A 12,156-nucleotide genomic window follows, 5' to 3' on the forward strand; every position below is an offset into this window, starting at 1 on the left:
ATGCGCCTGCGCCGAAACCGCCATCGCGATCCCGGCATCTCGGTAACGTCGGGGACCATGCGAAAGGGCGTCGGCGCGTGCTGACCGCGGCCTTGCGGGATCTGCAGTGGCGGCGCCGGCGCTTCCTCATCGCAATCGTCGGAACCGGAATGGTATTCGCGATGACGCTGGTGCTGACCGGGTTGACCAACGGGTTTCGCGTGGAGGCCGCGCGCACAGTCGACTCTCTCGGCATCGACACGTACCTGATCAAGACCGGCGCGGCGGGGCCGTTCATCGGTTCGGCGACGTTCCCCGCGGCAGAGTTGCGGGCGGTCGCCCGGATTCCCGGCGTGCAGATCGCGGTGCCGCTCGTGTACGGGAGCGCGATCATCCAGCGCGGCGACTCGCCGCAGCAGGCCAACATCTTTGGGGCGTCGCAACGCGGTCCCGGGATGCCGGCGATGATGGCCGGCCGTGCGCCAGGCGCCCCCGGTGAGCTCGCGGTATCCGACACGCTGGGCCGCGGTCTCGGTGACGTTATTGAAATCGGTTCTCGCACAATGCGTATCGTCGGCCTGGTCAAGGACTCGACGGCGCTGTCGGGACAGCCGAACGTATTCCTCACCGTCGAAGGTGCGCAGCAGTTGCTGTTCTCCGGTCAGCCGCTGATCTCCTCGATCGGCATCGCCGGGCAGCCCGCGCACGTTCCGCAGGGCTACCGGGTCGTCGACCGCGCGGATGCCATGAACGACATGTTGCGCCCGCTCAACGGGGCATACCGTGCGATGAGCTTCATGGCCGTGCTGCTGTGGGTGGTCGCGGCGTTGATCGTCGGCTCGCTCATCTATCTCTCGGCGCTGGAACGCACCCGCGACTTCGCGGTGTTCAAGGCCGTCGGTGTGACGACCCGCGCGGTGCTCGCCGGCCTCGCGTTGCAGGCGGTCCTCGTTGCGGTGATCTCGGCGCTGTTCGGTGGTGTGCTGTCGCTCATCCTCGGCCCGCTGTTTCCGCTGCGCGTGGTGGTGCCGGGATCGGCGTTCGTGCTATTGCCCGCCGTGGCCGTGCTGATCGGGCTGCTCGCCAGCGTTGCCGGCCTGCGCCGTGCGGTTCGGGTCGACCCGGCCCTCGCGTTCGGAGGTCCTTGACCATGAGTGATCTGCGCGTCAAGGACCTGGTGGTCGAATACTCCAGCGGGGGATATGCAGTACGCCCCATCGACGGCCTGGACCTGGAGGTTGAGGCGGGCTCGTTGGCAATCCTGTTGGGCCCCAGCGGTTGTGGGAAGACAACGCTGTTGTCGTGCCTCGGCGGTATTCTGCGCCCGACGGCGGGCCGCATCGAATTCGGCGATATCGAAGTCACCGCCCTGGACCGTCGGGAGCTCTCGTCGTACCGGCGCAACACGGTCGGCATCGTGTTCCAGGCGTTCAACTTGGTGCCCAGCCTCACTGCGATCGAGAACGTTTCGGTGCCGATGTGGGCGGCGGGCATGTCCCGCGCGGCCGCGCGTCAACGCGCAGAGGAACTGCTGAGCCGGGTCGGGTTGGCAGACCGGTTGCGCCACCGTCCCGGTGACCTCAGCGGCGGTCAGCAGCAGCGGGTCGCAGTCGCGCGGGCGATCGCGCTCGACCCGCCCCTGGTGCTGGCCGACGAGCCAACCGCGCACCTGGATTTCATCCAGGTGGAAGAGGTGCTGCGGATCATCCGCGAGCTGGCCGACGATCACGTCGTCGTCGTCGCGACCCACGACACCCGGATCCTGCCGTTGGCCGATCGGGTCGTCGAACTGGTTCCACATCTGGCCTCGACGGACCGGCCACCTGAAACCGTTTCGCTCACAGCAGGATCCGTGCTCTTCGAGCAGGGCACCATGGGCGATTTGATCTACATCGTGTCCGACGGCGAGCTGGAGATCGTGCGCGAACTGGCCAACGGGGGCGAGGAACTGCTCAAAATCGCCACTGCCGGTGACTATTTCGGCGAGATCGGCACGCTGTTCGGCATGCCGCGCTCGGCCACGGTGCGCGCTCGCACGGACGCCACCGTGATCGGGTACACGGTGCAGGCGTTCCGTGAGCGGCTCGGTGCCACTGGTGTGCACGATGCCATCGAGCATCGTCCACTCGACCTGGATTGAGCAATCCGGTTGATATCCGGTATATCAAGATCAACTAGTTAGCCATACTGCGTCTCTTCGCCATGCGTGATCGGGAGTGCCGCCGGTATACCAGCGAATTCCCCAGATCTCGGACGGCTCGATATCCCATTTGCCAGTGGCGATATTCGAGCATGTCAATTGACATTCGTCGGTTTCAGCCCTTGACATTGGCCCGTCATCTGTCCAAGGATCGGTTACGTTCGGGGAACGATCAACCGACGTTGATCGCATCCCTCGGGGGGTGGTGCCTGGGGAGGGCGGCATTGTTCAGTGGATTAGCTATGGCCGGTACGCGCGCGTCTCGTTGCTCGATTACGGCAAACAGTTGCCATGGCGCAAAGCGATAACGAGGGGAATGACGTGACTGATCAGGACGTGGCCGCCGAGCAGGACGAGCAGAAGACCGAAACCGTCGTCGCGGTAGACACCCGCGTTCGGGTCCACCCCGACACCGACAACGAGGTGCACGGTGTCGTCGTCGAGGATTTTGGGGACAGCGCCGGATATTCGGTGGACATCGGTGAGAAGCACATCGCCAACGCCGCTCGTCGCTGGGCGGTCATGCTCGACAGCGGCACATTGGAATTCGTCGACAGCGACGACCTGGTGCCGGAGTAGCCCTTAAAGGATGCGGCGCGGTGAACGTCCCACTTCATACCCGGTGGGGAAGGACATCTCGATCACCCGTAGCTGATCGTTGGCCTTGGACTCCAGCTCCAGCACGACGCAGCTGTCGCCGACGACCTTGGACTCCAACACGGTGTAGTGCTGGCCGCCGCCGTTGATGTCGGTGATCGGGTCACCCGAACGGAGTGCCTCGACCGGCACGAGCTCCGGGGTTTTCGTATCGCGTGACTCCACGTCGGCAACCGTAGCCAATCGGCCGAGCGCGGTGGCCGATTTCGCGCGATCGATCGGCTAGCGCAGTGCCGCCCCGAGCCTGCGCCACTGTTCGCGAGGGAAGACCGTCTGGTCGGCCAGCAGCACCTGGATGCACACGTGATCGGCGCCGGCGGCAACGTGCTCGTCGACTCGCCGTAGCACGGCCGCCTCGTCGCCCCACGCGATGATCGCGTCGAAGAGCCGATCACTCACCGTCGACACGTCCTCGGGCGAGAAGCCGGAGCGCAGCAGATTGTTGGCGTAGTTCGGAAGCGCCAGATAGGCGCGCAGCCAATCGGTCCCGATGGCGCGGGCCTCGTCGGCGTCGTCGGTGAGGATCACCGTCTGTTCCGGCAGCAGCAGCGGCCCGGCACCCAACACCTCGCGGGCCGTGTGGGTGTGATCGGGCGTGACGAGGTACGGGTGAGCGCCGCGTGACCGCGTCGCGGCCAACTCGAGCATCTTCGGCCCGAGCGCGGCGAGCACCCGCTGCTCGACCGGTACCGGCCGGGGAGCGGCGTCCAAACCGTCGAGGAACGCGCGGGTGGCCGCCAGCGGCCTGCGGTAGCGGCCCGGCTCGGCGGCATCGATCAGGGGCGCGTGGCTGACCCCGATGCCGAGCAGGAAACGCTCACCGTGGCTGGCGGTCAGCGAGGCATGCGCGGCGGCGGCGTCGGCCGGCGTGTGCATCCAGAGGTTGAGGATGCCGGTCGCGACGACCGTCTGTTTGGTGGCCGACAGCAGGCGCTCCACGGCCGCAAGCACCGGTCCGCCGACGTCGGGAATCCACAGCGCCGAGAAGCCGAGTTCCTCCAACTCCGTGGCGGCGTCGGCGGATTCGGCCGGATCCCCGTACTCCAGCTGGGCGCTCCATACACCAACTCCCGAAAGGTCCATAGCCACCGACTCTATCGGGGTGCCGGACCGGCGGATTGTCCGCGCAGCTCGCGGTATTCGATCATCGGCTCGTGTTTGATGACCCGATCACCTGCGGTGACGAGAAGCTCAGTGGGGGAGACGGCATAGGTGACGCTGTAGTTGCGGGCGAGAAACCCACGCGGGGAAGCTGTTTGCGCCGCGGTGTGCAATGACGCCTCATCGCTCAACCGCACGCCGAAGTACTCGTAGGAGCCGCCCGGCTCGGCGCAGATCACCACCAGCGACCCTGCGGTGCGTCCGATGGCCGATGCCGTCTGCGACCCGTCACACCGCGCAGCGGAGTTCACGAAACCTCTGTCGTCGGTGGCGAAGGGCGACGCCGGCGCCGGCGGACGCGTCACCGGCGCCGGCGCGGGCAGTTGACGAGCGCCCGCCACCGCCGTCGAATCCTTGCCGGCCCACTTCATCAGGAGTCCGGTGACAAGCCCCACTGCCACCAGGAGCACGGCCGTTCCTGCGACCTTGAGGGGGGATACCCGGCTGCGCGCACGCTGTTTTCGATGACGGCCTCGTGTTCGAAGTTGAGGTGGCGAAGACGCTGGGTAGGTGACCAAGGCCGCTCCCGTCATGGCACAGTCATGCACAGGTTGGTAGGAATCACTCTCGGCGCGAGTTTCTTCATTTTGCACGAACGGCCCCGAATCAATGCGGGCCCCTGCGGAATTCGTTCGTCGAGTACTTTTCACGCGCGTCCAGCCGCATTTGCCCACCGCCGCCTTCGTCAAGGCGACGAAGCCTGCCGGGCCTTGCTGAGTTGATCGTCAGGCGGGCACGACGACGGTGAGTTGCGTGCCTCGGCGTTCCACCCGCATGCCGGCGCGACGAGCGATCGCGGCCACCGCTGCCGCGTCGTTCGGCTCAGACCGGCTCGAGGCGAGGGCCCGGGCGAGCCGTCCCTTGTGAGCCTTGTTGAAGTGACTGACCACCGTCCGCCGACCATCGGGGTGCTCGGCGAGCACCTGCACGTCGACGGCGCCGGGCACCCTGCCGAGCGCCACGTACGAACCGGAACGCAAGTCGACGACCAATTGACTCGCCGCGATCTCGGCCAGCACCGGTTCGAGCAGCGGCCGCCATCGTGCGGGCAGTCCCGGCTGCCCCGGCAGCTTCGACGTCGCCGACAGCCGGTAGGCGGGTACGGCGTCGTCGGCACGCAGCAAGCCGAACAATGCCGATGCGATCGCGAGGCGGGCGTGGGCCCGCGAAGCCGTTGCGCCACGCAACGATTCGATGTCGAGGGCGTCGTAGAGCACCCCGGAGTAGCGCTGGATCGCGGGCATCGTCGGTGCACTGCGAAGCGCCGCGTTGCGGTCGATCTCGGCATCCTGAGACGCCGAGATTCCCAGGGCCCGACGTGCGGCCGGGCGGTCGGCGGCCAGGTCGACGAGTTCATCGATCAGCGCGGCACGCATCGGACCGAGCGAGGGTGAACTCAGCGACTCCAGCCGCAACGGCGGTCCGTCGCCGCCGGGCTGTTTGGTCTCCGACGGCGGCAGCAGCACGAGCACGGCGGAGAGGTTAGCCGGTCGCCGGATCCATCATCGAATAGCAGCGCCGGGTGTTGGTGAGGATGAGCACGCCCGAGACCGTCTCGGCAGCGACGTCGGGGAACTCGAAAAGCCGCAAGCCGTCGTGCGGGCCGATCCGCTCGGTCTTGGCCCGGTCGACGCCGCTCTTCGTGCGGACCAACACGGTGACGACGTCGGCGTGGTCGCTCCAGACGGTGACGAGAGTGCCGCCGTCGCTGACGTCACGTCCCCACGCGTCCGTCGGCGGGCACGCCGGATTGCCCTCACGATCCGGGGGCAGGAGAACCTCGGCGGGCGTCGGCCTGGCGGCGGCGTCAGCCGCGGCGACCGCGGCGATGGTGGTCTTGCCCGTGGCAGGCACAGGTTCGTCGGCGCGATGACCGCAACCCGCTAAGAGCAGCGCCACCGCACACATCGCAGCAACGCGAACGCACATTTCCTGCCTTCCGTGCGCCCTTCTACGTCTCCATAACCCAGATTACGGTCGGGCAAACCTGTGCGCAGGAATTTCGTAGATATTGACGGGGGTGTCCTTTTTATAGGCCGTGATCTGCCCCTCACCGTGGGATTACTGGTGAGTCAGCCCACAGCTAAACGCCGAGGGAGGGGGCGACATGGATAAGTTAAATGCACTAATCTATGGCGACGGCAAGGGCCGGAGGAGGCGCATGGCGCCGGCCTCCGCCCGGGACTGATCAGATAGCGAACGTCGACGGTTGCGGGGAATGCGGTGTTGAAAGTCTTCAGGCGAGCGTGGATACCGCTCGTCATCGTGGTAGTGGTCCTGATCGCGGGCTTCACCGTTCAGCGGATACGCACCTTCTTCGCCGCCAACCCCATCACCGTGACCCCCAAGGTCTTCGCTGACGACCCCGAACCGTTCGATCCCAAGGTCGTCAAATACGAGATTTTCGGCGACGGCAGCTACGCCAACATCAACTACCTGGATCTCGACGCGAAGCCGCAACGGCTGGACGGCGCCGCGATTCCGTGGTCGCTGACGCTGGAGACGACGGCGCCGTCGGCGGCCCCGAACATCGTGGCGCAGGGTGACAGCAGTTCGATCACCTGCCGCATCACCGTCGACGACGAAGTGAAGGACGAGAGGACCGCAACCGGCGTGAACGCCCTGACCTTTTGCTTTGTGAGGTCCGCATGAGCGTGCCCGTGACAGACGCGCCGACCGACGCGTTCCCGCCCGCCCGGCACGCGAAGCGTCCGTTCATCCCGCGGACCATCCGCACGTTTGCGGTGCCGATCATCTTGGGCTGGATCGCCCTCATTGCCGTCCTGAATGTCGTTGTGCCCCAGCTGGAAGCGGTCGGGGAGATGCGCGCGGTGTCGATGAGCCCCGACGAGGCGCCGTCGATGATCGCGATGAAGCGCGTGGGCCAGGTGTTCGAGGAATACGACTCGGACAGCTCGATCATGATTGTCCTCGAGGGTCAAGAGCCCCTGGGGGACGCCGCGCATGCGTTCTACGACGACATGGTCGACAAGCTCGAGGCCGACACCAAGCACGTGCAGAGCGTGCAGGACATGTGGAGCGACCCGCTGACCGCCACCGGGTCGCAGAGCAATGACGGCAAAGCCGCCTACGTGCAGGTGTACCTGTCCGGCAACCAGGGCGAGGCGCTGGCCAACGAATCGGTGAAGGCCGTCCAGGAGATCGTGGACGGGCTCGAGGCGCCGCCGGGTGTCAAGGCCTACGTGACCGGACCGGCGGCGCTGGCCGCGGATCAGCACATCGCGGGCGACCGAAGCCTGCGGATGATCGAGGCGGTCACCTTCACGGTGATCATCGTCATGCTGTTGATGGTGTACCGGTCGGTCATCACGGTGCTGCTGACCCTGGTGATGGTCGTCATGCAGTTGATGGCCGCCCGCGGCGTGGTCGCGTTCCTCGGCTACTACGAGATCATTGGGCTGTCGACCTTCGCGACCAACCTGTTGGTGACGCTGGCGATCGCGGCCGCCACCGACTACGCGATCTTCCTGACAGGCCGATATCAGGAGGCCCGAGGCACGGGCGAGGACCGAGAATCGGCCTACTACACCATGTTTCACGGCACCGCGCATGTGGTGTTGGGTTCGGGTCTGACCATCGCCGGCGCCACCTTCTGCCTGAGTTTCACCCGGCTGCCGTACTTCCAGACGCTGGGCGTGCCGCTGGCCATCGGCATGGTCGTCGGCGTGCTCGCCGCGCTGACGCTGGGTCCTGCGATCATCAGCGTGGCCAGCCGCTTCGGCAACGTGTTGGAACCCAAGCGGCAGATGCGCGTTCGGGGTTGGCGCAAGGTCGGCGCCGCGTGCGTGCGGTGGCCCGGCGCCATTCTCGTCGGCACGATCGCGTTGTCACTGGTCGGCCTGCTGACGCTGCCGGGCTACATGACCAACTACAACGACCGCAACTATCTGCCACCCGATCTGCCGGCGCAGCAGGGCTACGCGGCCGCGGACCGGCACTTCTCGCAGGCCCGGATGAACCCGGAACTGCTGCTGGTCGAAAGCGACCACGACCTGCGCAACTCGTCGGACTTCCTCGTCATCAACAAGATTGCCAAGGCTGTCTTCGCAGTCCCGGGAATCTCTCGCGTGCAAGCCATTACGCGGCCGGACGGAAAACCGATCGAGCACACCTCGATCCCGTTCCAGATCAGCATGCAGGGCACCACCCAGAAGATGACCGAGAAGTACAACCAGGACCTCACGGCCAACATGCTCAAGCAGGCCGATGAGATGACGAAGACCATCGAGAACATGGAGCGGATGAACGCGCTGACCGTCCAGATGGCGGCGACCACCCACTCCATGGTCACCAAGATGAAGGACATGACGCTTGACGTCGCCGAATTGCGGGACCACATCGCCGATTTCGACGACTTCTTCCGTCCGATCCGCAACTACTTCTACTGGGAACCGCACTGCTTCAACATTCCGGTGTGCTGGGCGCTGCGGTCGGTGTTCGACACCCTCGACGGCATCAACACGATGACTGACGACATCCAGAACCTGCTGCCGGACATGGAGCGCCTCGACACGCTCATGCCTCAGTTGGTCACGCTGATGCCGCCGATGATCGAGACGATGAAGACCATGCGCACGATGATGCTGAACATGTATTCCACCCAAAAGGGAATGCAGGCTCAGATGTCGGAGATGCAGGAGAACTCCGAGGCGATGGGCGAGGCCTTCGACGCGTCGATGAACGACGACTCGTTCTATCTGCCACCGGGAGTCTTCGAGAACGAAGACTTCAAGCGCGGCATGGAGAACTTCATCTCGCCGGATGGCAAGTCGGTGCGCTTCATCATCAGCCATGAGGGCGATCCGATGACGCCGGAGGGCATCGCACGCATCGACCAGATCAAGAACGCGGCCAAGGAAGCCATCAAGGGCACGCCGCTGGAAGGATCCAAGGTCTACCTCGCGGGTACGGCGTCGGTCTACAAGGACATGTCCGACGGCAACACCTATGACCTGTTGATCGCCGCAATCGCTTCGCTCACATTGATTTTCATCATCATGCTGCTCATCACGCGAAGCGTGGTGGCGTCCGCGGTGATCGTCGGCACGGTGGTGTTGAGCCTGGGCGCGTCGTTCGGTCTCTCGGTGCTCATCTGGCAGCACATCATCGGCATCGAATTGCACTGGATGGTGATGGCGATGTCGGTGATCATCCTGTTGGCCGTCGGCGCGGACTACAACCTGTTGTTGGTGTCGCGGCTCAAGGAGGAGATCCACGCCGGCATCAACACCGGCATTATCCGCGCGATGGGCGGTAGCGGATCGGTGGTGAACGCGGCCGGCCTGGTGTTTGCGTTCACGATGATGTCGATGGCCGTCAGTGAACTGACCGTGATCGGTCAGGTCGGTACGACTATTGGCCTGGGTCTGCTGTTCGACACCCTGGTGGTGCGGGCCTTCATGACGCCGTCGATCGCGGCGCTGATGGGGAAGTGGTTCTGGTGGCCGCAGCGCGTGCGCCAGCGTCCGGTGCCCTCACCGTGGCCGTCGCCGTCGCCGAGGCCGGCTCAAGAGGACGAGTTCAGCCCGGTCTGAGCACGCCGCGATAACGAAACGTCCGCCCCGCCTTCAGAGTTCTGAGGACGGGGCGGACATTTTTGTGTCCGAGAGCGCTCACCAGGTCCAGACGGACGGATCCTGTTGCGGGTAGGAGGCGCAGACGTCGGTGGCGTGTGCGGTGACGCCTTTGTTGTTGAAGAACAGTTTCGCCCAGTTGGGCCAACGGAAGGCCATCTGCTCGTAGTAGATGTCGGTCGCGACCTTCTCCGAATAGGCTCGGCGGCCGGCGTAATCCATCGAGAAGAACCAGTAGATGCGGTCCCGGGCGCCCTGTTGCACGTCGGCCGGCTTGTTCTTGTAGTCGATCATGTAGCGCTCGTAGTAGATCGGGTCGGTATCGCGAACGGCCGCCATGTACTGATCGACAGTGCACGTCGTCTTGAGCATCCGGTTCGGGATGGGGTAGTCGTCGGTGGCGTCGGCCCCGGCGATGCCGGGCGCGGCCGCCATGGTGCCGCCCAGCGCGAGTGCCGCGATGCCGGTCCGGACGAGAGTGGTCACACGATGCGCACGCATGCGGATCCTTTCAGGCTTAACGGGGTTGCGCCGCGGCGCGCTGTAGGACGGGTCGCTGGTCGGGGCAGTAGAAGTCGATGGCGGCGCCGAGGAACTGCCACGCCTGCTGGGTGGTGCTGCCCTTCTGAAGCTGCGCGGACACGAAGTCGGCGGATTGGTAGGCGTCGGTGTCCAGCTTGTTGTGCAGCCGCTTGCAGGTGATCTTGGCGATCCAGGCGTTGTAGTCGCGCTGACCGTAGATGCCGTAGGTGTGCAGCTGGTTGGCGAAATCGGTGTCGACGTCGGCGTGTGCCGGCGCGGCCAAGGCGATCGCCAGGGCGCCCATGGCAGCGAGCCCGAGTACCTTCATGCGATAAATCTTAGCTTCTCTAACTCTCGCCGTCAGACGCAGGCCACCAGCAGCGGCACCCGCTGCTCGGCGCTGGTGAGCGAGCCGTGATGCCCGATCAGCGACGACTCCAGCGGCTCGACGTTGCGCCGCACGATCGCCGCCGCGCCTCGCGCCGCCGCGACGACGTCACCGATGCGCGGCCTGACGTCGTCGCCGACGCGCTCACCGAACCAGCCGGCCGCGACCGCCTCCTCACGCGACACCACCCAGGCCTGTTCCGCCAGCGTCTCGCGCCAGGTCGCCAGCACGTCGTCGCCGGCGCCGTCGGCGACGTAGACGTGTCGGGCCCGCGGCTCCCCGCCGATCGCCGCCACCCCGTCCAGAAGCGACGAGCACGCGTCGACGTCCACGATGTCGGACGGCGCGACCTCGACCATGCCGTGGTCGGCGACCACGGCGAGCAGCCCACCAGGTGGCAGGCTCTCCACCACCGACTCGACCAGTCGGTCGACGTGCCGCAACTGCATCCGCCAGGCCGGTGAGCCGGGGCCGTAGAGATGCCCGAGCAGGTCGAGCTCACCGTGGTAGGCGTAGCAGAATCCGTTGTCGGCGATGGCCGTTCGCACGCTGGCGGCCAGGTCACCGAGGGCCTGCACGCCGATGTAGCGTCCGCCGCGCAGCACCGCGCGGGTGAGCCCAGAATTGGTGAACTCTGCGCCGGAAATGACGTGGACCGTGACGCCCGCGGCGGCGGCCCGCTCGAAGAGCGTCGGTCGGGGCTGCACCTGCTCGGGCGGGACCTCGTCGCGCAGGTCATCGCCCCAGGGGTGGGGGCGCCACCGCAGCGCATTGACGACGCCGGTGCCGGGCAGGCGGAAGGAATAGCCGACCAGCCCGTGTTCCCCAGAGCGGCAGCCGGTGCCGACGGCGGCCAACCCCGCCGCCGTGGTCGAGGGGAATCCGACCTGCAGTGACCGGCCCCGCAGGCCGGCCAGCACCGCGGCGTCCGCGGCGTGGGCGTCGAGCAGTTCGGCGCCGAGGCCGTCGACCAGCAGCACGCAGGCCCCGGCGATCTCGCCGGGCAGGTCGAGGCGGTTGTCGAAGCCCGTCACTCCCATCGCGCCGAGCACCGACGGCACCACATCGGCCAGGTGCGGGAGGCTGGGGTCATGCTGCGGCAGCTCCACTCCGCGAGCCTATCGGCGGACCGGGAAGTAGGGGTTAGCACAGCTAATTAGGTAAGGTGGGCTGCTATGTGGTCGATGAGAGCAGCGGTCCTCACCGCCGTGCTCGTTGCGGGGTGCGGGGGTGCCGGCATCGCGCATGCCGATCCGCCGCCGCCTCCCGAACCACCCAAGACGACCATGGACCACGACGGCGTCTATGTCGTCGGCACGGACATCGAACCGGGCACCTATACCTCGGCGGGGCCGGTGGACGACGACGTCTGCTACTGGAAGCGGATGGGCGATCTGCACGGCGACGCGATCATCGACAACGCGATGACCAAGAAACCGCAGACCGTGCTGGTCGATGCGACCGACAAGGCCTTCAAAACCGACGGCTGCCAGCCGTGGCAGAAAACGGACGCGGTGACGGCCACCGGCCCGCTGCAGGGCCCGGTCGCCGCATTGATCGCCCAAGCCCAGCTGCGCGCCTACCTGAACAGCATCAACGCCGGCGCCACCGCGCAGGGCTTGCCGCCGGTACCCGGCCCCTGAATCATCGGAATT

General features: G+C 66.1%; 14 protein-coding genes. 6 read left to right on the forward strand and 8 right to left on the reverse strand.

Translation table 11 applies throughout. From position 1 onward, the window contains the following. Positions 1 to 77: 77 nt before the first annotated feature. The 3 genes from CWS39_RS17860 to CWS39_RS17870 all read left to right on the forward strand — a co-directional run bounded on the left by CWS39_RS17860 (position 78) and on the right by CWS39_RS17870 (position 2,758). Positions 78 to 1,127: an FtsX-like permease family protein gene (locus CWS39_RS17860; RefSeq protein ID WP_102144268.1), complete on the forward strand. Its 1,050-nt coding sequence runs from the start codon at positions 78 to 80 to the stop codon at positions 1,125 to 1,127. Positions 1,128 to 1,129: 2 nt separating this feature from the next. After that, the gene (locus CWS39_RS17865; RefSeq protein WP_102144269.1) at positions 1,130 to 2,119 is read left to right on the forward strand and encodes an ABC transporter ATP-binding protein; all 990 of its coding nucleotides are present in this window, start codon (positions 1,130 to 1,132) and stop codon (positions 2,117 to 2,119) included. A gap of 381 nt (positions 2,120 to 2,500) precedes the next feature. Continuing rightward, positions 2,501 to 2,758: a hypothetical protein gene (locus CWS39_RS17870; protein WP_233213556.1), complete on the forward strand. Its 258-nt coding sequence runs from the start codon at positions 2,501 to 2,503 to the stop codon at positions 2,756 to 2,758. 3 nt (positions 2,759 to 2,761) lie between these two features. Here CWS39_RS17870 and CWS39_RS17875 read toward each other — a convergent pair whose 3' ends face one another. The 5 genes from CWS39_RS17875 to CWS39_RS17895 form a co-directional block, all read right to left on the reverse strand. Beyond that, positions 2,762 to 3,001: a hypothetical protein gene (locus tag CWS39_RS17875; protein ID WP_102144270.1), complete on the reverse strand. Its 240-nt coding sequence runs from the start codon at positions 2,999 to 3,001 to the stop codon at positions 2,762 to 2,764. Between the two features lie 57 nt (positions 3,002 to 3,058). Continuing rightward, positions 3,059 to 3,919 (reverse strand): LLM class F420-dependent oxidoreductase, encoded by an 861-nt coding sequence (locus tag CWS39_RS17880; protein WP_102144271.1) that lies wholly within the window; start codon positions 3,917 to 3,919, stop codon positions 3,059 to 3,061. An 11-nt stretch (positions 3,920 to 3,930) separates the two neighbouring features. After that, the gene (locus CWS39_RS17885; RefSeq protein ID WP_102144272.1) at positions 3,931 to 4,407 is read right to left on the reverse strand and encodes a hypothetical protein; all 477 of its coding nucleotides are present in this window, start codon (positions 4,405 to 4,407) and stop codon (positions 3,931 to 3,933) included. Positions 4,408 to 4,722: 315 nt separating this feature from the next. Beyond that, complete coding sequence (gene yaaA, locus CWS39_RS17890; RefSeq protein WP_102144273.1) at positions 4,723 to 5,469, reverse strand: peroxide stress protein YaaA; 747 nt, start codon at positions 5,467 to 5,469, stop codon at positions 4,723 to 4,725. A gap of 10 nt (positions 5,470 to 5,479) precedes the next feature. Then, the gene (locus CWS39_RS17895) at positions 5,480 to 5,896 is read right to left on the reverse strand and encodes a hypothetical protein (protein ID WP_142386867.1); all 417 of its coding nucleotides are present in this window, start codon (positions 5,894 to 5,896) and stop codon (positions 5,480 to 5,482) included. Between the two features lie 324 nt (positions 5,897 to 6,220). Between CWS39_RS17895 and CWS39_RS17900 the strand changes: the two genes are divergently transcribed. Together CWS39_RS17900 and CWS39_RS17905 are read left to right on the forward strand one after the other, a co-directional pair. Beyond that, a complete protein-coding gene (locus CWS39_RS17900) occupies positions 6,221 to 6,649 on the forward strand; it encodes an MmpS family transport accessory protein (protein ID WP_102144275.1) in 429 nt (142 codons plus the stop codon). Beyond that, positions 6,646 to 9,552 carry an MMPL/RND family transporter gene (locus CWS39_RS17905; protein WP_102144276.1) on the forward strand — a complete coding sequence of 969 codons (2,907 nt, stop codon included), beginning with the start codon at positions 6,646 to 6,648 and terminating at the stop codon, positions 9,550 to 9,552. Before CWS39_RS17900 ends, CWS39_RS17905 begins: the two co-directional genes overlap by 4 nt. 78 nt (positions 9,553 to 9,630) lie before the next feature. Here CWS39_RS17905 and CWS39_RS17910 read toward each other — a convergent pair whose 3' ends face one another. The 3 genes from CWS39_RS17910 to CWS39_RS17920 are packed head-to-tail and all read right to left on the reverse strand — an operon-like array spanning position 9,631 to position 11,610. Further along, positions 9,631 to 10,092, reverse strand: a complete 462-nt coding sequence (locus CWS39_RS17910; RefSeq protein ID WP_102144277.1) for a DUF5078 domain-containing protein — start codon at positions 10,090 to 10,092, stop codon at positions 9,631 to 9,633. 16 nt (positions 10,093 to 10,108) lie between these two features. Beyond that, complete coding sequence (locus tag CWS39_RS17915) at positions 10,109 to 10,441, reverse strand: DUF732 domain-containing protein (protein ID WP_102144278.1); 333 nt, start codon at positions 10,439 to 10,441, stop codon at positions 10,109 to 10,111. Positions 10,442 to 10,473: 32 nt separating this feature from the next. Then, a complete protein-coding gene (locus tag CWS39_RS17920; protein WP_199178179.1) occupies positions 10,474 to 11,610 on the reverse strand; it encodes an alkaline phosphatase family protein in 1,137 nt (378 codons plus the stop codon). Between the two features lie 66 nt (positions 11,611 to 11,676). Between CWS39_RS17920 and CWS39_RS17925 the strand changes: the two genes are divergently transcribed. Beyond that, on the forward strand, positions 11,677 to 12,144 hold the full coding sequence (locus CWS39_RS17925; RefSeq protein ID WP_199178180.1) for an Rv1352/Rv1906c domain-containing protein: 468 nt from the start codon (positions 11,677 to 11,679) through the stop codon (positions 12,142 to 12,144). Positions 12,145 to 12,156 lie beyond the last annotated feature (12 nt).

It is taken from the genome of Mycobacterium hubeiense (genome assembly GCF_002838065.1).
Classification (GTDB): domain Bacteria; phylum Actinomycetota; class Actinomycetes; order Mycobacteriales; family Mycobacteriaceae; genus Mycobacterium; species Mycobacterium hubeiense.